Annotated in this window: 19 protein-coding genes; 9 read left to right on the top strand and 10 right to left on the bottom strand. The window is 68.3% G+C overall.

Annotated elements, in window-relative coordinates:
* Positions 1-29: 29 nt before the first annotated feature.
* Positions 30-1,091, bottom strand: coding sequence for a phytoene/squalene synthase family protein (locus ACZ5KW_RS14110; RefSeq protein ID WP_343780887.1), 1,062 nt, complete (start codon positions 1,089-1,091; stop codon positions 30-32).
* A 177-nt stretch (positions 1,092-1,268) separates the two neighbouring features.
* On the opposite strand from ACZ5KW_RS14110, the gene ACZ5KW_RS14105 reads away from it, so the two are divergent.
* Complete coding sequence (locus tag ACZ5KW_RS14105) at positions 1,269-2,414, top strand: acyl-CoA dehydrogenase family protein (protein ID WP_343780890.1); 1,146 nt, start codon at positions 1,269-1,271, stop codon at positions 2,412-2,414.
* Between the two features lie 15 nt (positions 2,415-2,429).
* Here the strand turns inward: ACZ5KW_RS14105 and ACZ5KW_RS14100 are convergent, their stop codons facing one another.
* Both ACZ5KW_RS14100 and ACZ5KW_RS14095 read right to left on the bottom strand, forming a co-directional pair.
* On the bottom strand, positions 2,430-4,565 hold the full coding sequence (locus ACZ5KW_RS14100; RefSeq protein WP_343780892.1) for a PH domain-containing protein: 2,136 nt from the start codon (positions 4,563-4,565) through the stop codon (positions 2,430-2,432).
* On the bottom strand, positions 4,562-5,026 hold the full coding sequence (locus ACZ5KW_RS14095; protein ID WP_343780895.1) for a PH domain-containing protein: 465 nt from the start codon (positions 5,024-5,026) through the stop codon (positions 4,562-4,564). Before ACZ5KW_RS14095 ends, ACZ5KW_RS14100 begins: the two co-directional genes overlap by 4 nt.
* Before the next feature lie 173 nt (positions 5,027-5,199).
* Between ACZ5KW_RS14095 and ACZ5KW_RS14090 the strand changes: the two genes are divergently transcribed.
* A complete protein-coding gene (locus tag ACZ5KW_RS14090; protein WP_343780898.1) occupies positions 5,200-6,495 on the top strand; it encodes a Glu/Leu/Phe/Val family dehydrogenase in 1,296 nt (431 codons plus the stop codon).
* Between the two features lie 34 nt (positions 6,496-6,529).
* Here the strand turns inward: ACZ5KW_RS14090 and ACZ5KW_RS14085 are convergent, their stop codons facing one another.
* Together ACZ5KW_RS14085 and ACZ5KW_RS14080 are read right to left on the bottom strand one after the other, a co-directional pair.
* A complete protein-coding gene (locus ACZ5KW_RS14085; RefSeq protein ID WP_343780900.1) occupies positions 6,530-7,249 on the bottom strand; it encodes a YqjF family protein in 720 nt (239 codons plus the stop codon).
* 64 nt (positions 7,250-7,313) lie between these two features.
* On the bottom strand, positions 7,314-8,240 hold the full coding sequence (locus tag ACZ5KW_RS14080) for a cation diffusion facilitator family transporter (RefSeq protein ID WP_343780902.1): 927 nt from the start codon (positions 8,238-8,240) through the stop codon (positions 7,314-7,316).
* Positions 8,241-8,411: 171 nt separating this feature from the next.
* On the opposite strand from ACZ5KW_RS14080, the gene ACZ5KW_RS14075 reads away from it, so the two are divergent.
* The gene (locus tag ACZ5KW_RS14075; protein WP_343780904.1) at positions 8,412-9,113 is read left to right on the top strand and encodes an HD domain-containing protein; all 702 of its coding nucleotides are present in this window, start codon (positions 8,412-8,414) and stop codon (positions 9,111-9,113) included.
* A gap of 33 nt (positions 9,114-9,146) precedes the next feature.
* Here ACZ5KW_RS14075 and ACZ5KW_RS14070 read toward each other — a convergent pair whose 3' ends face one another.
* Positions 9,147-9,881, bottom strand: coding sequence for a TetR/AcrR family transcriptional regulator (locus ACZ5KW_RS14070; RefSeq protein WP_343780906.1), 735 nt, complete (start codon positions 9,879-9,881; stop codon positions 9,147-9,149).
* Positions 9,882-10,047: 166 nt separating this feature from the next.
* Here ACZ5KW_RS14070 and ACZ5KW_RS14065 point away from each other — a divergent pair, with 166 nt between their 5' ends.
* Both ACZ5KW_RS14065 and ACZ5KW_RS14060 read left to right on the top strand, forming a co-directional pair.
* Positions 10,048-11,733 (top strand): COG1361 S-layer family protein, encoded by a 1,686-nt coding sequence (locus ACZ5KW_RS14065; RefSeq protein WP_343780909.1) that lies wholly within the window; start codon positions 10,048-10,050, stop codon positions 11,731-11,733.
* Between the two features lie 93 nt (positions 11,734-11,826).
* Complete coding sequence (locus ACZ5KW_RS14060) at positions 11,827-14,325, top strand: efflux RND transporter permease subunit (RefSeq protein ID WP_343780911.1); 2,499 nt, start codon at positions 11,827-11,829, stop codon at positions 14,323-14,325.
* 51 nt (positions 14,326-14,376) lie between these two features.
* On the opposite strand, the gene ACZ5KW_RS14055 is transcribed toward ACZ5KW_RS14060, so the two are convergent.
* Entirely contained in the window at positions 14,377-14,799 is a 423-nt protein-coding gene (locus ACZ5KW_RS14055) for a hypothetical protein (protein WP_343781004.1), read from the bottom strand.
* A gap of 279 nt (positions 14,800-15,078) precedes the next feature.
* On the opposite strand from ACZ5KW_RS14055, the gene coxB reads away from it, so the two are divergent.
* Positions 15,079-15,855, top strand: coding sequence for a cytochrome c oxidase subunit II (gene coxB / locus ACZ5KW_RS14050; RefSeq protein WP_343780914.1), 777 nt, complete (start codon positions 15,079-15,081; stop codon positions 15,853-15,855).
* The gene (locus tag ACZ5KW_RS14045; RefSeq protein ID WP_343780918.1) at positions 15,852-18,350 is read left to right on the top strand and encodes a cbb3-type cytochrome c oxidase subunit I; all 2,499 of its coding nucleotides are present in this window, start codon (positions 15,852-15,854) and stop codon (positions 18,348-18,350) included. The genes coxB and ACZ5KW_RS14045 overlap by 4 nt, the downstream gene beginning before the upstream one ends.
* A gap of 40 nt (positions 18,351-18,390) precedes the next feature.
* On the opposite strand, the gene ACZ5KW_RS14040 is transcribed toward ACZ5KW_RS14045, so the two are convergent.
* A complete protein-coding gene (locus ACZ5KW_RS14040; protein WP_343780920.1) occupies positions 18,391-18,846 on the bottom strand; it encodes a DUF7575 domain-containing protein in 456 nt (151 codons plus the stop codon).
* Between the two features lie 79 nt (positions 18,847-18,925).
* Between ACZ5KW_RS14040 and ACZ5KW_RS14035 the strand changes: the two genes are divergently transcribed.
* Together ACZ5KW_RS14035 and ACZ5KW_RS14030 are read left to right on the top strand one after the other, a co-directional pair.
* The gene (locus tag ACZ5KW_RS14035; RefSeq protein WP_343780922.1) at positions 18,926-19,072 is read left to right on the top strand and encodes a hypothetical protein; all 147 of its coding nucleotides are present in this window, start codon (positions 18,926-18,928) and stop codon (positions 19,070-19,072) included.
* 102 nt (positions 19,073-19,174) lie between these two features.
* Positions 19,175-20,167 (top strand): NAD-dependent epimerase/dehydratase family protein, encoded by a 993-nt coding sequence (locus tag ACZ5KW_RS14030; RefSeq protein ID WP_343780924.1) that lies wholly within the window; start codon positions 19,175-19,177, stop codon positions 20,165-20,167.
* Positions 20,168-20,248: 81 nt separating this feature from the next.
* Here ACZ5KW_RS14030 and ACZ5KW_RS14025 read toward each other — a convergent pair whose 3' ends face one another.
* Together ACZ5KW_RS14025 and tenA are read right to left on the bottom strand one after the other, a co-directional pair.
* Positions 20,249-20,998, bottom strand: coding sequence for a GNAT family N-acetyltransferase (locus ACZ5KW_RS14025; RefSeq protein WP_343780927.1), 750 nt, complete (start codon positions 20,996-20,998; stop codon positions 20,249-20,251).
* Positions 20,999-21,073: 75 nt separating this feature from the next.
* Positions 21,074-21,733 carry a thiaminase II gene (tenA, locus tag ACZ5KW_RS14020; RefSeq protein WP_343780929.1) on the bottom strand — a complete coding sequence of 220 codons (660 nt, stop codon included), beginning with the start codon at positions 21,731-21,733 and terminating at the stop codon, positions 21,074-21,076.
* Positions 21,734-21,742 lie beyond the last annotated feature (9 nt).

Below are 21,742 nucleotides of genomic sequence, written 5' to 3'. Positions count from 1 at the left end.
GTCGACGATCGGCTTCCGAAAAACGGCGGTCAGTCGGCCGACCCGACCGCACGGTGGAAGGGGGTCCGCGCGATCGTCTGCCGGAGCTCGGCGAGCGAGTCGCGGCCGACGTCGCTGGCGGCGGACATCACCGCGAACACCTCTTGTCTGGACACCTTCACGCCGGTCTCGGTGAGCGCGTCCTCGGGGCGGGCGCCCAGCTCGCGGAGGGTGCCGACGGCGAGCAGGTACGGAACGGTCCACGCCTCCATCGTGTTCCCGTTCGAGAGCGGCATCGTCTCCAGGTACGCCTGCGCGTCGTCGAGGAACGACCGGGCGTACTCGGCGGTGCGGCCGACGACCCGCGCGGACGACTCGCGGTTCTCGGGGTCGACGACGCGCTCTTGGTCGACGCCCTCCGCTTCGAGCCACTCCGCGGGAAGGTAGACGTTGTTCTCCTCTGTGTAGTCGTCGTACACGTCCTTCGAGACGTTCACCAGCTGGAGGAGGAGACCGAACTCCTCGGCCGTCTCCCGCAGCCGATTCGCGCGCTCCTCGGAGATGTCGCCTCGGGTGAGGAGGTTCGTGATGAGGTTGCCGACCGTCCCGGCCGCGTAGTAGCAGTACTGCTCTAACTCGTCGCGGTCGTCGATTCGGAGTCCGCCTCTGGTCGCGTGGCGGTCGACGAACATCGCCATCCCGTCGACCATCTCCAACACCGGGGGGACGATGGCGTCCTGTGCCTCCGGGTCGAGCTCCGAGAACGTCGCCGCGATCGTCGGCGCCTCGGCGACGACGGTCCAGTCCTCGTCGCGCTCCTCGGGCAGCCACTCGTCGACCGCCTCGCGGAACGCCGCGATGTCGGTCTCGTCGTCGGGGTCGATCGCTCGCCGGTACGTCCGTAGCACGTCGCTCTGGGCGTCCGGGGGGATGTGGCCGGCGTCCTCGACCGTGTCGGCGACGCGACAGAGGAGGTACCCGACACAGATCTGCGAGGCCATCGGCTCCTCTAACACGTCGACGGTCAGCGCGAAAGTCCGCGAGACCCCTTGGACCGCCTCGTGACACCACGCGAGGTCGGCCTCGTCGGAGCCGTGTTCTCGTCCGCTCATTCAGTTAGCTGTGTTTACGGCACAACGCATAAAAAGTCTCGTGGAACGGCGGCCGGGTCTCCTGCGTCTGTCCGGACGCCGGAACCGCACGACTGCGTCTCCGCTCGACTCGACGAACGGGACGCCCGTGTACAACCGTGTGGAAACGGCTAAGTCCGCCCGGCCGAAGAGGCGACTATGGAGTTCACGCTCACCGAAGAGCAGCGCCAGATCCGCGACACGGTCGCGAAGTTCGTCGACGAGGAGGTCGTCCCGCGGGCGGCCGAGATCGACGAGACCGACGAGTTCCCCGCCGACCTGATCGACGAGATGGCGGACCTCGGGCTCATGGGAATGCCCTTCCCGGTCGAGTACGAGGGCGCCGGGCTCGACTACCACAGCTACGCGATCGGGCTCGAAGAGATCTCCCGCGGCTCCGGCGGACTCGGCACCGTGGTCGCCGCCCACACGTCGCTGGCCGGGAACATGCTCTACGAGTTCGGCGACGAGGAACAGAAACGGGAGTACCTCACCGCCTTGAACACCGGCGAGGACATCGGCGCCTTCGCGCTCTCGGAGGCCGAGGCCGGCTCCGACGTGCCCGCCATGTCGACCACCGCGGAGCGCGACGGCGACGGCTACCTGGTGAACGGCGGGAAGCTCTGGATCTCGAACGGCTCCGTCGCGGACACGGTCACCCTGTTCGCGAAGACCGACCCCGACGCGGGCCGGAAGGGAATCACCTCGTTCGTTGTTCGCCCGGAGGAGGACGACGGGTTCATCGTCGAGGGCACGGAGGACAAACTCGGTGACAAGGGCTGCCCGACCGCCGAACTCCGCTTCGACGACATGTGGATTCCCGAAGAGCGCCGGCTCGGCGAGGAGGGCGAAGGGTTCGTCCACGCGCTGAAGACGCTGAACGGCGGGCGCATCACGATCGCCGCGCGGTCGGTCGGGATCGCCCGGGCCGCGCTCGACGAGGCGCTGTCGTACGCACAGCAGCGCGAGCAGTTCGACCGCCCCATCGCGGACTTCCAGGCGATCCAACACAAGCTGGCGGACATGGACACGAAGGCGCGGTCGGCCGAGCTGCTGATGCACGAGGCCGCCGACCTGAAGATGCGCGACGAGGACTACATCAAGGAGGCCGCGCAGGCGAAGCTGTACGCCTCCGAGATCGCCCGCGAGGTCGCCAACGAGGGGATCCAGATCCACGGCGGCTACGGGTACACGAAGGACTTCCCCGCGGAGCGCTTCTACCGCGACGCGAAGCTCTCGGAGATCTACGAGGGCACCAGCGAGGTGCTTCGGAACACGATCGCACAGCAGCTGCTCGACGAGTAGACTCGCCGGCGACGGTCAGGGCCGAGACGCGTCTTCGTCCGTTTCGTCGCCGTCTTCGTCCGTTTCGTCGCCGTCTTCGCCCGGACTACCGCTGTTGTCCGTACCGTTTTCCGCTCCGGTTTCGACGCCATCCAGCTGATCGCTGTCTCGCCCGTCACCACTCGGTTCGTCGCTCGTCTCGCCGTCGTCGACTCCTCCGTCCGTTCCGTCCGAGTTGCTCTCCCCCTCGACGCCGGGGCCGTGCGCGACGTCCGCGTCCGACGGGTTGCGGTCGACCGCGTACCCGCCAGTGTCGATCCGCTCCGCCGGCTCCGAGTAGTCCCGGTCGCTCGGCGAGAAGTCCGGGCGGACGACCCCGTCGTCGGGGATGTCGAAGCCGTCGTCGGAGCCGTCGTCACTCGACTGCTCGGCAGTCGCGTCGTCCCCGGCGGCGTCGTCGCTCGACCCCTCGACCGTGGGGATCTCAGTGACGGGATCGTCCTCGTCAGCCGGCGCGTCCCGACCGGTCTCGTCGTCGGACTCGTCTCCGACTTCGGTCTGTTCGGCGGCGGTCCTCGGTCGCGAGCCGTCCCGATCCGTGTCGGCGGTCTCGGCGTTCTCGCCGGTCTCCGCTCCCGTTTGGCTCTCGTCACCGTCGTCGCCCTCGACCCACTCGAACGGGGCCGAATCGCTCCGTCGCTCCGCGACGGCGGTCGCGAGACGCTCCGTGAGCGACTCCCTCAGCGCCTCCGCCTCGTCGGTCTCGAAGTCGACCGCGGCCGCGTCGCTCCCGGTCAGCGACCCGCTCCCGGCCGTGTCGGCGACTATCGTCGCGACACCCCACCGGCGCTGGAACACGGTCCGGCTGTCGATCACGTTCTGGATCCGGTAGTACGGCACGACGGCGACCGTCCGGCTCCAGAACCCGTTGCGCGTGAGGAGGTGGTCCTCGCCCATCCAGTAGCCGCGGTGTTTCCACTTCAGGTGCGCCGCCGGCGGCACGACGGCGAGCAGCGCGGCGACGCCGTACCACGGGAGCGACCGCGGGAAGTACCAGTTCACGCCGTACCCGATCCCCGTCAGGACCCCGACGACGACCACGTACCGGAAGGCGTACCGCCACCGGATCCGCTTCGGCGGCCGGTTGAACTCGGGCGTGCCGAACGACTCGATCTCGTGTGCGAGCCGGTAGACGCGGTCGGTCGTGGCTATCGGGACGGCGGACTGGTTTCCCGATTCGGACCCCTGCCCCGGCGCGTAGCCCGCGGTCTCGATAGAGAGGCTGGCGTAGCCGAGCGCGCGCTTGGCCGGGTTGTCCGTGATCCGTAGCGTCTGTATCTTCTCCGTGGGGATCGAACCGCTGTACCGGCGGAACAGCCCGCGCTCGTAGCGCAGTTCGTCGCCGGCGCGCGAGAGCCGGAACCCGTAGTAGTTCGAGAAGGCGAGGCCGGCGCCGATGATCCACGACGCGAAAAACAGCGCCGCGATCCCGACGATCGCGGTCGCGGTGACCGCCGCGGCCGACGTTTGCGGCAGGAAACTCGACAGCACCGGGAACGACCCGGAGCTCAGGAACGCCAGCAGGCCGATCAGGCGCCCGTCGAACGAGAGCGCGCCGACCAGCGCGAGCTCGCCGGGCGAGATGGCGAACAGCTCCTCTTCGTCCGGGGCGAACGCGTCGTCGCGCCCGCGCTCGACCGCGTCGGCCTCGGTCGCCTCTCCCGTCTGACGGGCGCCGGAATCGGACGTTCGGGATTTCCGACGCTGGACCTCCCGCTGGAGTCTGGTCGCCTCCTCGGGAGTGACGAACCGGATCGACCCCTCCGTGCTGGAGCCGCCGGCCGTCTCCAGGTCGACCGCGGCGACGCCGATCGCTCGCTGGATCACGCTGCGGCTCACGTCGACGTTCTGGATCCGCCGGTACGGGATCTCCCGCTCGCGACGGGAGATGACGCCGGAAGAGATGTCGAGCGTGTCTCCGGTGAGCACGTACTCGAAGCGTCGGTAGTACGCGATCTCGTAGGCGAACGCCACGACGAGGATCGCGGCGCCGCCGGCGATCGCCGCCGGGAGTCCGAACCCGCCTCCGTTCACGATGACGAACAGCGCGACGACGGTCCCAAGCGCCTTCTGGAGCGCGCGGTACGGGACCGACTGCGGCGCCAGTTTCACACCGCGTCCTCCCCGTCGGCGCGGATCGCCAGCCGCTTCAGCTCCTCGCGGAGGTCGCTCGCGCCGTCCGGCGTCAGACCGGGGATCCGAACGTCCGCACCGCGCGATCCGGCGGTGTACACCACGCAGGAGGCGAGGCCGACCGTCCGCTCGACCGGGCCGCGCCGGGAGTCGACGTGTTGAATCCGCACCAGCGGGACCGTCGTTCGCACCTGCGTGACCACGCCGCGGTCGAGGTAGAGCGCGTCCTCGCGGATCTCGTAGCTCCAGCGCCGGTAGCGCAGTAGCGCGTGTGTGACGGAAAGCGTCAGGACGGCCGCGCCGACGGCCACCGGCACCCACTGCGGGAGGTACTCGAAGTACACGCCGCCGACGAACGGGGCGGTGACGAGCGCCGACAGCAGCACCGCACGGAGGACCCACACGATCTGGATTCGGGGGTGAAGCGTCTGTGTCGTCATCGGCGTTCCCCCGTCGCGTGTCCGTGTGTCATGGTCGCCGCTTGAGTGCCCCGACGTATAAGTCCGGTCGGAAGCGCCCGACCGGACCTCCCGCGAAAATACATGCGAGAGATTCACTTACGAAGGAGATACTTGCCGAAACCGATATCACGTGCGATCGAGTCGTGCCGGCCATGGCCGACGACCCGTTCGAGAACATGCTCGCCCAGATGGACCGCGCCGAAGAGTACGCAGACGTAGACCACGGGGTGTTCGAGCGCCTCAAACACCCGGAACGCACGCTGAAGGTGACGCTCCCGGTCAGGCTGGAGTCCGGGGAGGTCGAGGTGTTCGAGGGGTACCGCTGCCAGTTCGACAGCGCCCGCGGCCCGTTCAAGGGCGGCGTCCGGTTCCACCCCTCGGTCACCCAGCGCGAGGTCGAGGCGCTCGCCGGGTGGATGACCTGGAAGACGGCGCTCGTTGACCTCCCCTACGGCGGCGCGAAGGGCGGCGTGATCTGCGAGCCGAAGGACCTCACCGAGCAGGACCTCGAGCGGCTCACCCGGCGGTACACCGAGGGGATCCGCCGGATGATCGGCCCCGAGACCGACGTGCCCGCGCCGGACATGAACACGAACCCGCAGACGATGGCGTGGATGATGGACACCTACTCGATGTACGAGGGCCACTCGATACCGCAGGTCGTCACGGGCAAGCCGCTGGAGATCGGCGGGACGCCGGGCCGCGTGGAGGCGACCGGCCGCGGCGTCTCGCTCGTGACCGAGCGGCTCTTCGAGTACCTCGACCGCGACCTCTCCGACGCCTCCGTCGCGATCCAGGGATTCGGAAACGTCGGGTCGAACGCGGCCCGACTCCTCGACGAGGCCGGCGCCAACGTGGTCGCGACATCGGACGTGTCGGGCGCGGCGTACGACCCCGACGGGCTCGACGTGTCGGCGCTCGGCGCCCACGTCGACGCCGGCGGGCTGATCTCCGAGTACGTCGAGGGCGACCTCCGCGGGGCCGCCGCGTCCGGCGACTCCCGCTGGGACGACCCGGGGGCGATCACCAACGAGCAGCTCCTGACCCTCGACGTCGACGTGCTCATCCCGGCCGCCGTCGAGGGCGTGATTACCGCCGAAAACGTCCACGACCTCCGCGCGTCCGCGATCGTCGAGGCCGCCAACGGGCCGACGACGGTCGCCGCCGACGAGGTCCTCACCGAGCGCGACGTTCAGGTCGTGCCGGACATCCTCGCGAACGCCGGCGGCGTCATCGTCTCCTACCTGGAATGGGTCCAGAACGCCCAAGAGTTCTCCTGGCCGCTGGAGACGGTCAACGCCGAGCTGGAGCGCCGCATCGGCGGCGCGTTCGACGAGACCATCGAGCAGTACGACACGAAAGACCTCCCCGACCTGCGGACCGCCGCGTACACGCTCGCGCTGGAACGCACCGCGAAGGCCCACGAGTACCGCGGGCTGTTCCCGTGAGTCGACGGTCGCCCCCCGTCCCGATCCGTCGCCGTTAGACCCGCCGGAGCCGGTCCGCCGTGACCGCGAGCGGCTCGCCGTAGTGGAGTATCGGGTCGCCGTCCGGCGCCGTAAAGCCGTTCGCCGCGAACAGCGTGTTCGCCCGGATCTCGGCCGTCGCCGGACGCAGCGTCCACGGCTCGTGGTCTATCTCGCCGACGTACAGTCGCCCGCTCTCGCCGGCGGTGTAGAAGCGGTAGTTCTCTAGGAGGAACGCCGGCAGCGACCCCGGGTCGGGCGTGAACGCCTCGCCCGCCGGCGCGTACGTCGCGTCGAAGCGGGCGTGCGGGACTCCCCGGTGGACGCGGCGACTGCTGAACCGCACGGAGCGGTCGTCGCCGCCGGCGTTGTTCGCGTCCCCGCCGCGCCGACGGACGTCGGTCTCGGCGCGGTAGTACGGGAGTCGGAACAGCCCGCGGGCGACCGCGACGCCGAGGCGGTCGTCGGCGTCGAGGCTGTGGAAGTAGACGCCGGGGCCGTTCGGCCCCTCGACGTAGGTCCGGAGGTTGAGTTCGGGGAACGACAGCCCGACCGGCAGCCCTCGCGGACGGATGTCGTCCATGACGAACGGGACGACGCCGAGGTAGGCGTCGCCGTCGTGAGTCGCTACCGAGAGGTCGTCGGGCAGCGTCGCGGCGACGGTCTCCGGGTCGACGGGCCAGTGGGCGAACAGTCCGTCGCGCCACGTCATCTCCAACCAGCGGCGACCGGGCATATCGGACGTAGGGGTTCGGTCGACATAACCCGCACGCCGCCGGCGGTTTAGCGTCGTTCCGCGGTCACTCCTCGGACGGGCCGGTCGTTTCCGGCGCCTCCTTCCACTCGCCGAGGCCGGACGGGTCGAGGTGGACGTGGACGTCGCCGACGTCCTCCAGCGCGCGGAGGCCCCTGACGAGTTCCGTCTCGACGTCGTGGGCCTCTCGGAGCGTCATCGTCCCGTCGACCTCGACGTGGACCTCGACCTCCAAGTCCGTTCCGTCGTAGAACACGGTGAGGTCGTGGACCCCCTCGACGGCGCCGTGGTCGCGGAGCGCGGCGACGACGCGTTCGCGGTCGCCCGCCGGTGGCGCCGCGCCGACGAGGTAGGTAACGTTCTCGCGGCCGATCTCGACCCCCTGATACACGACGAGGGCGCTGACGAACGCCCCGGCGATCGGATCGAGGATCGGGAAGTCCAGAAACACGCCGAAGACGCCCACCAAGGCGGCGATCGTGGTGTAGATGTCGTTGAGGCAGTCGACCGCGAGGGCGTCGAGCGCCGTCGACCCGAGGTCGGCGTTCACCAGCTCCGTGTACCGGTACAGCAGGTACATGTCCGCCATCGCGAACAGCAGCGCCCCGACGAGGAGCGGGCTCGCCCGCACCTCGACCGGCCCGACGAATCCGAGCACCGACTCGCGCAACAGGAGCAGTCCGAGGATCGCCACCGTCGCGCCGACGAACAGCGCCGTCAGGGGTTCGATCCGTTGGTGGCCGTGCGGGTGCGTCTCGTCCGCGCTCTCGTACCGCGAACCCCCCCAGACGAACACCACCGCACTGGCGACGAGGTCGGCCACCGAGTGGGCGGCGTCGGCTAAGAGCGCGACACTGCCGAACACGAGCCCCGTCGACCCGACGACCGCGATCTTCACCGCGTTGCCGACGACGTTGACCGCCGCCGCCCGCTGGAACCGGGCGCGGTCGTCGTTCCCCCAGGGGCGCAACATGAACGCCGATGCGACCGCGACCCTGTTAAGCGTCTCGCGTCGCGGCGGCCGTTCGATCCGGGTCGGGGCACCCGCTCGGTCGCCGCCGTCTCCGGCCGAAGACTCCGTCGTAACGCCTAAGACCGAAACGCTCCTCGGTGACGGTAATGAATCACGATCTTTTCGCCCGAGGTGGTCCCGGTGGGCGTCGAAATTAAGGAAACGGAGGTGAGCGACGAGGATTTCGAAGAGATGAAGCGGTTCGTCCGCGATTACCTCGCGGCCAGCGTCGAGAGCGAGGACGACGGCGGACGGATGCGCTGGTACCCGTGGCACTCGTCGTCGTACCGGTTCAACCACATCCTCAACGTCGTCGACCTCGCGACCGAGATCGCCGACGCGGAGGGCGCGGACGTCGACGTGGTTCGGGTGGCGGCCGTCTTCCACGACGTCGCCAAGCTGGAGGCCGAACAGGACGTTCACGCCGAAGCCGGCGCGCGGGTGGCCCGCGAGTACCTCCAGAGCCGCGGCAACTACCCAGAGTCGTTCATCGAGGAGGTGTGCGGGGCGGTCGTCGACCACTCGTACACCGGCGATCTGGCGGACGTGCCCTTAGAGAGCCGCTGTCTGATCGAGGCCGACGTCCTCGATAAGGTCGGCGCCAACGGCGCCGTTCTCATGCTGTTACGGATGGGCTACGAGTCGCGGACCCACATGGACGCCGCGAAGATGGTCGACCGCGTGCTCCAGCGGGCCCACGATCACACCGACCGCGTCGTCTCCGACAGCGCGGAGAGCATCGCGCACCAGCGCATCAAGCGCGTGAAGTGGCTCCGCGAGTGGCTCGAAGAGGAGGTCTCTCGGATGGACTCCGAGGGCGTCACGGACCGCTGACCGCGCCGCGACGGCAGTTCCGGCAGTCCGGCATCACGTCTCGTTCTCCAGTCCGGCGTCCGGGTCGACGAGCGGTAACACCGATTCGAGATACCGGTCGATCCCCGCCCGAGCGCCGTCGACCCACTCCGCCTCCGCGGTCGTCGTCAGCCGGAACGTGCTCCCGGTCGCGAACGTCTGGAGCGTCGCGGCGACCTCCGCGGGGTCGACCGTCTCGGCCTCCGGGTCGGGACCCGTCGATCCGTCGGCCGCGTCCTCGGCGGCGACCTCGGCCGCCGCCTCGCGGACGATCCCTTCGAGGTACTCGCTGAACACGCGGTCGCTGCGGTCGAAGTGGTCGCGGTAGGCCTCGTTGTTCGCGGCCTGTGACCTGAGTTCGGTCATCACCGTGAAGAACCGCGCGCCCGGCGCGTACTCGTCGTCGAGCGCCGACGGGTCGGTCGTCGCGGTCAGGTAGGCGTCGAGCTGCTCGCGAGCGGACCGGTTGAAGGCATCGGACGGGTCCACCGCGGAGCCGGCCTCTCCCGCTTCCGATCGCCGCTCGCCTGCGATCGACGCCTCGAACTCCGCTAAGAGGAACTCGAGAAGGTCGATCAACAGCTCGTCTTTCCCGTCGTAGTGGTGATAGACGAGCGACGGACTCTTGTCGAACTCGTCGCCGATCCGCTTGATCGTGACGTTCGCGTACCCGTGTTCACAGAGCGCGCGGAACGCCGCCCCCAAGATAGCCTGTCGGGTGTCTGACGGCTCCGCGAACGGGTGATCCATGGGACCGCTACGCGGATGCGGTATATATGGCCCCTGATTGAACGTTCATTCAGCACGCTTATGCGTCAAGCGCCCAACCGAACCGTATGACCCGTTCCGACGCGCCGCGGTCCGACCGGTCGCCGCGGGCGACCAGACTCGCCCAGAGAATCGCCGGAGGGAACATATGAGTCGGTCGGCGCGGTTCGCGACGGCCGCGCTCGCCGTCGTCGCGGTGAGCGCGCTGCTCGTCGCCGTCTCGCTCAGCGGGGCCGCGGCGCCCGCGATCGGAGGGGCGTCCGGGAGCGGTTACGCCGCGCTCTCGACCGCGGACGGCGCCGTCGCCCAGACGGACCCGACTCCGAGACAGGTTCGGGGATCGCCCGTGCTCGACCTCTTCGTGTCGCAAGCCTCGGTGCCGGCCGGCGCCGAGTCAACCGTCACGGTCGACATCGTCAACACCGGGGAGATGGAGATCGGCAACCAGCTCGATCCGGATGTTACCACCGCCCGCGGACTCACGCTGGAGATCGACGACGGCGACGTGCCGATCGACGTCGAGGACGGACCGATCCCGGTCGGCGACGTCAGGACCGCCGCCAGCCCGGTCTCCGTCCCGCTCGACGTGACCGTGCCCGACGACGTGCCGGACGGCAGGTACGAGGTGGAGGCGACCGCCCGCTACCGGTACACCTTCGAGATCATCCCCGAGTTCAACGACCACAAGGACCGCCGCGGGATCGAGGACTTCGATCTCACGATCGTCGTCGACGACGGCGCGCGGTTCGCCGTGCTCGAGACGGACACCGACGCGCAGGTCGGCGGCAGCGGCGACGTGACCGTCACGCTGGCGAACGTCGGCGAGGAGATCGCCCGCGACGCGGTCGTCTCCGGAACCACGACGGCGCCCGGCGTCCGCCTCGGCGAGGGCGGCGGTCAGTCCTTCGTCGGCGACTGGGCGCCCGGCGAGAACCGAACGGTGACGTTCGACTCGAGTGTCGGCACCTCGTTCGGCGGCGGCGCGTACGCGCTCTCCTCGACGGTCGACTACCGCGACTCGAACGGGATCGAAGAGACCGCGGCGCCCGCTCGCGCCGGCGTCGTCCCGGTCCCGGAACAGTCGTTCTCGCTCAGTAACGTCTCCGGGACGCTCGAAGTGGGTTACTCCGGAACGGTCTCCGGCACGCTCACCAACGAGGGACCGGTCGACGTGGAGAACGCGGTCCTCGTGGCCGACTCCGGGAGCAACCGCGTGAGCCTCGGTGAGAGCCGATACGCGCTCCCGACGATCCCGGCCGGCGAGTCCGCCGACTTCTCGTTCGACGCCGACGTGAGCGGGAGCGCGGACCCCGGGCCGCGACAGTTCAGGTTCACCACCGAGTACGACAGCGGCGAGGCGACGCTCACCGTCGAGAAGACGCGCCGCGTCGAGGTGGCGCCCAGGCAGCCCGAGTTCGACCTCGCGGTCGAGAACGCGACGGTCTCCGCCGGCGAGACCCGGCGGATCGACGTCGAGATCACCAACCGGCGGCCGGAGACCCTGTCGTCTATCAACGCCGGCCTCTACGCTGACAGCCCGCTGACGGCGGTCAACGACGAAGCGTTCGTCGAGGAGCTCGAACCGGGCGAGTCCGCGAACATCTGGTTCGAGGTCTCCGCCGCGCAGAGCGCGAGCGTCGAGGAACACCCGATCGAACTCGACTTCCGCTACGACGACGAGCGGGGCAACGACCGCATCTCGGACATCACGCAGGTCCCGGTGACGGTGACCCCCGCCACCGACGACGGCGGCACGCCCGTCGGCCTGATCGCCGTCGGCGTCCTGCTCGTCGTCGCCGCGGTCGGCGGCGCCGTCTGGTACCGTCGGCGGTGATCGGATGACTGGATACGCATCCCCCGAGAGAGGACCCCCGCGACGCGACGGATCGCCCCCGCTGGATCCCGACCGGCGGCCAGCGGGGCACCGGTGACCGCAGTCGACCGGCTGATCGAGGAGATAGACCGCGTCGTCACCGAGCGCCCGCTGGCGGTCATCGCGGTGTTCCTGCTCGTCACCGTCGCCTTCGGCGGCGGCGTGACCGGCATCGAGACCAGCGCGGGCGCCGGCCAGTTCACGCAGGACATCCCCGCACAGCGCGCGCTCGACGACATCAACGAGGAGTTCGAGACCTCGATCGGCGGCTCCGCGACGTCGGCGCAGGTGATCGTCTCCGACGACAACGTGCTCTCTCGGGACGCGCTGGTCAGGACGTTAGAGACCCAACACCGGTTGGAGTCGCGGTCGACGCTCCGGGTCGCCTCGACGTCGAGCCACGCGGACGCGATCGCCCGACAGCTGGACCCCGACGCGGCGAACGCGGCCGAGCGACGCGACGCGGTCGCCGAGGCGACGCCGGCCGAACTGCGCCGGGCCATCGCCGACGCCGACGCGGCGGGCGTCGTCGCCCCGCAGGTGTCCGTCGACTACAACCCGACCGCACAGGCGGCCGGAACCGCCATCGTGGGCATCAGCTACGACCTCCCGGAGGCGGCCACGACCGCGCGGGTGACGGAGCTCCAGACTCGCAGCGTCGAGGTCGTCGACTCGGTCCCGGGCAACGAGGCCGGCGAGAACGTCATCCTCTTCGGCGACGGCGTCCTCCAGTCGGAGATCACCGCCCTGTTGACCGACACCGCGATCATCGTGTTCCCCGCCGCGCTGATCCTGATCGTCGGGTTCCTGATCTTCTCATACCGCGACCCGATCGACATGGCGATCGGGATCACCGCGCTGTTGATGTCGCTACTGTGGACGTTCGGCTTCATGGGATACGCCGGAATCCCCTTCTCGGACTCGCTGGTGACGGTCTTCCCGCTCCTGCTCGCGGTCGGGATCGACTTCGGGATACACATCGTCAACCGCTACCGCGAGGAGCGGGCCACCGGCGCGGGGATCGAGACGTCGATGCGGACGACGACCGACCAACTGCTCATCGCATTCCTGCTCGTGACTATCACGACGGTGTTCGGGCTCGCCTCGAACCTGGTGAGCCCGTTCGACCCGAACCGCGACTTCGGCCTCGTCGCGGGCGCCGGGATCACGTTCACGCTGATCGTCTTCGGCGTCTTCCTCCCCGCGGCGAAGGTGTTCGCCGACCGGTGGCGCGAGCGGCTCCCGATCCCGACGTTCGGGACGTCCGCCCTGGGTGCCGGCGGCTCGCGGCTCGCGCGGGTCCTCCACGTCGGCGTCGACCTCTCTCGGATCGCACCGATCGCCGTCGTCGCCGTTCTCCTCGTCGGCGGCGCCGCCGGCGGCGCCTACGGGACCGGCGTGAACACGGAGTTCTCCGAGGAGGCCTTCTTCCCAGATCAGGACCGGCTGGAAACGTACTCGGAGCTTCCGGAGCCGTTCGCGCCGACGGAGTACACGTTCCTCGACGTGTTGAACATCTTCGAAGAGGAGTTCGAACAGGACTTCGTCGGGTCGGTGACGCTGTACATCGACCAGTCGGTGAGAGACGACGACGCCTTGGAGCTGATCGACCGGACCACCCGGAACCCGCCGGACACCTTCGCGACGACCGACCAGCGGCGGGCCGCCTCGACGAGCATCGTCACGGTGATCGACGACCACGCGGAACGCGACCCCCAGTTCGCGGCGCTGGTCGAGCGGAACGACCGCCTCGGCAACGGCGTGCCGGACCGGAACGTCGACGAGGTGTACGACGCGCTCCTCGACTCGCCCGCGGAGCAGCGCGCGCGCGGCTACGTGGCGGCCGACCGCGGGAGCGCACGGATCGACTACACGATCCGACCGGGCGTCGACAACTCGGAGGCGGTCGCGGACGTGCGCCAGCTGGCCGAGCGGACGCCGCTCGAAGCCGTCCCGACCGGAGACCTCGTCGTCAACGAGGCGGTGATCGACCTGCTGACGGAGTCGGCGATCCGGAGCCTCTTCACCGCTTTCGGCCTCACGGCGTTGTTCCTGGCCCTCTCGTACGCCTACCTCGAGGGGAAGGCCGTCTACGGCCTGTTGAACCTCGTTCCGGTCCTCGTCACTGTCGGGCTGCTCGTCGGGTCGATGCGGCTGTTTTCGATTCCGCTGACGCCGATCAACGCGCCGATCCTCTCCGTCTCCATCGGGCTCGGGGTCGACTACACCGTCCACTTCGTCCACCGGTTCGTCGACGAGTACCAGGCCGGGCTCCCGATCGACGAGGCCCTCGACGTCACCATCGCCGGGACGGGCGGCGCGCTCACCGGCAGCATGCTCACGACCGTCTCCGGGCTCGGCGTGCTGTGGCTCGCGGTGATCCCGCTGTTGCGCGACTTCGGCGTGCTGCTCGCGCTGGGCGTGTTCTACGCGTACCTCTGTTCGATCCTACTCGTCCCGTCGCTCGTCGTCGTGTGGGCGCGGTACGGGGATCGAGTCGGTCTCGGCCTCGACGACGGACTCAGAGACTCGGGCGTCAGGAGTAGCGACTGACGAGCGCGTTTTCACACACTGAGACGAGAAACGCGACGACTTCGGACCGAATCAACCGAGAACGCCGACGACCAGTTGGACGGTGACCAAGACGAGGAACGCGGCGCCCGTCGCCAGCGTCCCGGCGGCGACGCCGTGTGCGTTCCCGAGTCCGCGGCTCCGGGTCGCGAAGTACGCGCCGAGGAAGACGAAGCCGACGAGGAGGAGTCCGACGAGGAGGTACGCCACGGTCACCAGCGTACCGGCCAGCCCCTCGGAGATACCGAAGCTGCCGACGCCGAGGAGGATGCTCCCGCCGATGAGGGCGGTGATGCCGACGAACGAGATCGCCCACACGACGGGCGTCCGGACGACCTCGCTGAGCGACGCCACGATGGCCTCGTACTGACCGCCCGTCTCGTCGCGGCCGGGAGCGGTCCGCTTTCCGCCGATCTCGGCGATTGCGACGAACGTGGCGACGACGAGTAGGCCCATCAGACCCGTGCTCAAGAGGCTGAGTGATGTCATGGATATCCGTTATTAGGGCCTCCGTTCGCGCGTACAAATACCCTTCGACGCGTTCGTTCCGCCCCGGTGCGCGGGTCCGCTCCGGGCGCTCACTCGACCTTCGCGAGCGCCGTTCCCGTAGGACGGTCGAGGTGTTACGGGCGAGTCGAGGAGGGAAACCGGGCCTCGAACCCCCGTCCCCCCGCCCTGCTACACAAGAGATAAGTGTACCATCGCCAAGGGTGATACAAGAGCAGACAGACGAACATGATAGATCCAGTTATCCTACAACAGGGGAGCGACTGGCGCGCACAGGCGGAGGTCTTCGACGAGATCTTCTTCGTCTTCCTCGCGCTCGGTACCCTCGTCGGCACCATCGTCGTCGCGTACACGCTGTGGAACGTGTACAAGTACCGCGACGACGGCGACCGGTCGGACGAGGACTTCGACGCACCGGTCGTCGGCGAGCTCCCGACGGGACAGGGCGGTCCGAAAGCGAAGAAGCTCTTCCTCTCGTTCGGGTTGAGCGCGATCGTCGTGATCAGTCTCGTCGTGTACGCGTACGGGCTGCTCCTCTACGTGGAGGAGGGACCGGACGCCGGCGGCGAGGGCGACATCGAGATCATGGTCGAAGGCTATCAGTACGGCTGGGCGTACGAGTATCCCAACGGTCACACGGAGCGTGACGAGCTCATTGTGCCCGCGGACCAGCGGATCGATCTCAACGTCACTTCGAGGGACGTTTGGCACAATTTCGGGTCACCAGACTTACGAATCAAAACCGACGCCATCCCCGGTGACTACAACGAGATCTGGTTCAAAGTGAGCTCCGAGGACGTCCAGGCCCAGGGCGGCGAGGCGACCTTCGACGTCCAGTGCTTCGAGCTGTGTGGTCCGGGTCACTCGGCGATGAAGGGACAGGTCACGGTCATGCCGCAAGACGAGTGGGAAGAGTGGTACGCGTCGACCGGGAACAGCTCCGAGAGCGCGAGCATCGATAGCTCTCGGGTCGGACTCGCGACGCCGAGCGGGGTGAGCGCATGAGCGAACTCCCGCCGACGACCTCCGTCAAGCGGTGGCTCGTCACGACCAACCACAAGGACATCGGTATCCTCTACACGATCACCGCGCTGTTCTTCCTGCTGTTCGGCGGCGTGATGGCGCTTCTCATCCGCCTCCAACTGTGGGACCCGACGAGCCAGATCCTCTCCGGACTCGCGTACAACGAGGCCGTCACCGCGCACGGGTTGATCATGGTGTTCTGGTTCCTCTCGCCGTTCGCGTTCGGCTTCGCGAACTACTTCGTGCCGCTTCAGATCGGCGCTGACGACCTCGCGTTCCCGCGGCTCAACGCGGTGTCCTACTGGCTGTACCTGTTCTCGGGCGTCCTGCTCGCGATCAGCTTCTTCCAGGGCGGCACGCTCTCCGCGGGGTGGACGATATACGCCCCGCTCAACGTGCCGATGTACACGCCGAGCATCGGGTCGACCGGCGCGGTGCTCGCGCTCGCGATGTTCGTCACCGGCACCACGACGTCGACGGTGAACTTCCTCACGTCCATCCATCACTCCCGCGCGGAAGGGATGGGCATCATGGACATGCCGATGTTCACCTGGTCGATGCTCGCGACCGTGTGGATGATGCTGTTCGCGTTCGCCGCGCTGCTCGCGGTCGGACTCATCCTGGCGGCGGACCGGGTCCTCGGGAGCGTCTACTTCTCGGCGACCGAAGGCGGCTCCCTGCTGTGGGGACACCTGTTCTGGTTCTTCGGCCACCCCGAGGTGTACATCGTCTTCTTCCCGGCGCTCGGCGTCATGCTGGAGCTGTTCCAGACGTTCTCCGGCCGCCGGCTCGTCGGACGGAAGTGGGTGATCATCTCCATCTGTCTGATCTCCGTCCAGTCGTTCCTCGTGTGGATGCACCACATGTTCCTGACGACGATCAACCTGGAGATCAAGACGCTGATGATGGCCACGACCATCGGGATCTCACTCCCCTTCGACCTGGTCGTGTTCTCGCTGATCTACACGCTGATCAAGGGGCGGATCCAGTTCACGACGCCGTTCCTGTTCGCGTTCGGCGCGCTGCTGCTGTTCATCCTCGGTGGCATCACGGGGGTGTTCCTCGGCGCCATCGTGCTCGACTACGAGTTCCGCGGCACCTACTGGGTGGTCGCGCACTTCCACTACGTGATGTTCGGCGGGGCGACGGCGCTGTTCGGCGGGGCCTACTACTGGTTCCCGAAAATAACGGGGAAGATGTACGACGAGTTCCTCGGGAAGGTCCACTTCGTGGCGTTCTTCATCGGGTTCAACGCCGTCTACTTCTCGATGTTCCTCGGCTGGGAGACCCCCCGCCGCGTGTTCGAGTACAACCCTGAGTTCCAGATCTACCACCAGTTCGGGACCATCGGAGCGTTCGTGCTCGGGTTGTCCTTCTTCATCATGTTCTACAACTTCGCGAAGTCCTACGTCTCCGGCGAACCGGCCGGCGACAACCCGTGGGACTACTCGCGGACCGCGGAGTGGGCGGTCTCCTCGCCCCCGCCGCTGGAGAACTGGCCGAACCGGCCGTCGTACGCCTCCGGGAAACTGGAGTTCGTGAAAGACTTCGTGCCGGACGGCGGTCCCGCGATGAAGACCGACGACAACGGTGACGTCGCCACGGACGGCGGTGACAGCCACTCGGCACACATCTCCGAGTACCCCTACTGGGATCGGCACGCCAGCCACGCCAGCATCTGGCCGTTCGCGCTCGCGCTCGCGCTCGGCGTCACGCTCTTCGGCTTCTCCGGGTTCGCGGACTCGGTCACCGTCCAGCTGGGCGAGACCGCCATGCAGAGCGACATCGTAATCTCGAACGCGATGTATCCGACCGCCATCGTGGCCGGGATGCTCGGGCTCCTCTACACGGGCGTGAAGTGGGGCTTGGAGGACTTCTACGCGCCGCCGACCGAGTTCGCCGAACGCTGGCCGTTCGGGGGCGTCGAGAAGGTGAAGCTCGGGATGTGGTTCTTCCTGGCTTCCGACGTGATCGTCTTCGGCGCGTTCCTCTCCGCGGCGATCTTCGTCCGCTACAACGCGGGCTGGATGACGTGGGAGCCGTTGACCGAGTCGCTACCGGGGCTCATCAACACCTTCGTGCTGATCACGTCCTCGTTCACCGTGATCTTGGCACTGGTCGCGGCACGCCGGAAGAGCCGGCAGGGGCTCCTCGCGATGCTGGGGACGACGATCCTGCTCGGGTTCACGTTCATGAGCATCAAGCTGTGGGAGTGGAACCACGAGATCTTCGACCGCGGCGTCACCATCTCGGCGAACGCCCACGGTGACCCGATCCAGGCGTCGATCTACTACGTCACGACCGGACTCCACGGCATCCACGTGCTGCTCGGCCTCGTGGTCGCCATCTTCCTGTTCGTCAGGGTGTACCAGGGTCACTACCTCGACGACGAACGGCCGATCGAGTACTTCGGCCTCTACTGGCACTTCGTGGACATCGTCTGGGTGTTCATCTTCCCGCTGTTCTACCTCTTCTGAGGCGGTTCGCGGCCCGCGGTTTTCCTTCTCGGTTTCGCTGTCAGGGAGCGTCCCGCTCGAGGGGCTCCGCGCACCACTGACAGAAGTCGACCGTCGCGTCGCTCTCGCGACCGCACTCCGGACAGCGGACCGTTTCCGCGGACGGCGCGTCGGCGTCGTCAGTCGTTCCGTCTGCGGCCGTCGCGCCGGCGCTCGTCCGGCTCGCGTCGCGTTCTCGCTCGTACTCTCGGTTGTTCCGGTGCGCCACGACGTACGCGTCGATCACGCTCGCGGCGACGACCGCCGCGGCGGGCGCGACATCGCGGACCGGCGGCGGATCGCCGGCGAGGACGCCGTCGATGGCGGACTCGGGGACGAACAGGAAGACGGCCGCGGTGACGGCCACGTACCAGCCGAACGCGCGAGCCCACCGGCGGAGGTACGCGTGGCCGAGTCCGGAGACGACGAGCGCGAGCAGGGCAGCGAGCCAGGGTCGACGCAGCGTGCGGTCCGACATGGCCGCCCGTACGAGCTTGGTGCCCGAGAACCTATCCCTCTCTCGGAGCGTTTATGTGCCGGACGCGCCGAACTCCGGTATGTTCGGTGTGCCGCTCGGTGAGTTCCTCTACGGGGCCGCGTTCGCGGTGTTCGGCGTCGCGACCTGGGGAATCGGACTCGGCGTCGCGTACCTCCTGTACCGCCGGTGGCGCGGCGACGGTCCGCCCGGCGGCGACGAGGAGTAGACGCCGGCGAGACGAGCGGACGGCGACGCTGTTCGCCTTCCCGCCGTCAGTACGCGCTGCCGATTCGGGCACGTTTTTCACCCTACTCGTTCGAGCTACGGTATGACAGACACCGCGCTCGTTATCGGTGGGACGCGTTTCATCGGCCGACACACGGTCGGGGAGCTGCTGGCACACGACTACGAGGTCGCGATATTCAACCGCGGCAACCACGAGGATCCCTTCGCTGACGACGACCGCGTGACCCGCGTCGAGGGCGACCGGAAGGACGACACCGCCCTCCGCGCGGCGAAGCTGTCGGTCGAGCCGGACATCGTGATCGACTGCGTCGCCTACCACCCGGCCGACGTTGAGACCGCCACCGAGATATTCGCCGACGTCGACGGATACGTGTACATCTCGTCGGGGTCCAGCTACGCGGCCGAGGAGATTCCGAAACGAGAGGGCGAGACCCCGCTGGAGCCGTGTTCGCCCGAACAGGCGACCGACGACGACCACGAGACGTACGGCAACCGCAAGGCCGAGGGAGACCGCGCGGTGTTCGCGGCCGCCGAGGAGGGCGTCGCCGCGACCGCGGTTCGTCCGTGTATCGTCTACGGGCCGCACGACTACACTGAGCGGCTCGACTACTGGATCGACCGCGTGCTCACGCACGACCGCGTGGTGATCCCCGGCGACGGACAGAACCTCTGGCACCGGGCGTACGTCGAGGACGTGGCGAGCGCGCTCCGGATCGTCGCAGAGCGCGGGGAGCCCGGCGCGGCGTACAACGTCGGGGACCGACGCGCGCTCACGCTGCGTGAGACCCTCGAGACGGTCGCCGACGCCGCGGAGGTCGACTGCGAAATCGTCGCCGCGAGCGACGACGCGCTCGCGGCCGGGGGCCTCGAACCCGACGACTTCGTCCTCTACCGGGAGTATCCGCACCTGCTTGACACCTGCGCGCTCGCCGACCTCGGCTGGGAGTCGACGCCCGTCGACGAGGCGATGGAGCGGACCGTGCGCGAACACCGCGAGTCGGACCGCGACGGGAGCGAGTGGGACCCCGGCCGCGACGCGGAGGAGCGAGTCCTCGGCGTCAAGGATACGCTCTGAAAAGGGGGTCGAGATCTCGCCGCTCTCGGTCGGTGCTGAGAACTGAACGACTGGCGGCAGCGAAACCGGCGAGCGACGGCGTCAGTAGGCCGCGTCCCACCGCGTCGGCTTCCGGCGGTTCCCGCAGTCGAGACACTCCACGCGGTCCATCGTGTCGATCGCGATGTCGGTGCCCTCGCAGTTGCCACAGAGGTAGCCGTACCGACTTTCGTGGCCCGGATCGGCGTACGCGACGTAGAACGGGGCTCGCGACCCGCGCTCGCTCTCGTCGAAGGCGACGTGGACCGTCTCGCCGTCGTCCGTCTCGTAGGTCGCGTCGGAAATGCCCGTGAGGCGACCCACCTGCTTCCGGTACTCCCGCTCCGCGAACGTCTCGCCGCCGATGTTGATGTCGCGCTCGCCGACGACCTCGTACCCCTCTCGCTCGTAGAACTCCGTGCCCGCCTCGTTGTCCGCGAGGACGCGCGCCTCGATCCGGTCCACCTCGGCCGAGCGGAGGGCGGACTCGACCCGCTCCAAGAGCGCGGAGCCGATGCCGGACTCCCGGTGGTCGGGGTGGACGTGGAGCCAGTCGATCTCGCCGACGCGCTCGCGCCGTCCGACGACGTAGCTCTCCGCGAAGCCGACGACGACCCCGTCCTCGACGGCGACGGGGAACACCGCGTCGTCGTCGCTGACGTCGTCACCGAGGTCGCCGGCGTCGTACCACTCTTCGACGGCTTCGTCTAACAGCCCCTCGTCGACGGCGTGTCCGTACGACGCCACGAGCGATTCGCGGGCGACCGACCGGACCGCGTCGATGTCTTCGGCGGTTGCTTCGCGTAGGTCCATACGGTCGGATCGCTCCGTGGCTACAAAAAACTCGGTCGCGATCTCACGCCGTGACGCAGGTTCGACGGTGACCCGCTACACGGGCCACCGTTCTCGAGAGTACGCCATCTCCCAGAAGGCGTGTTCGAGCCGGGCGCTCCGGAGGAACGCCGCCCGCATCGCGTCCCGCTCGCCGGGGCGCTCCTCGGCGTACCGGTCCACGAGGTCGCGCATCCACGCGACGGTCTCGCGGAACGCGTCGCTCGTGTACTTCTCAATAAAGGGGGTGTACCGGTGCTCCTCGGTCGCGAGTGCCGCCATGTGGTCGGCGACGTCGAGATAGCCCTGTCCGCACGGGTAGACGGCGGCGCTGATCTCCGCGATCGACCCCTCGTGAGCCGTCCGGACGAGGAAGTCCGTGTAGGCGGCACACGTCGGGGCCTTCTCGACGGCTTCGAGCTCCGCCGCGGAGAGACCGTACTCGGACGCGAACGACCGGTGAAGGTCCATCTCGTCGTCGAGGGTGGCGTGAGCGGTCGCCGCCAGCCGCCGCGTCGTCGCCTCGTCGTCCGCCTTCGCACCCGCGAGCGCGAAGACTCGCGCGTAGTCGAGCAGGTAGCGGTAGTCCTGTTTCACCCAGTGGCGGAACGCCTCGCGGTCCAACGTGCCGTCAGCGAGTTCGACGACGAACGGGTGTTCCTTCTGCGCCTCCCAGACGTCCGCGCCCGCGTCGAGCAGTCTGTCACTGAACGCCATCTCCGCGAG

The sequence above is a fragment of the Halorubrum ejinorense genome (genome assembly GCF_055389685.1).
The sequence above is the reverse complement of the archived record's forward strand: the minus strand, read 5'-3'. Positions and strand labels throughout refer to the sequence as shown.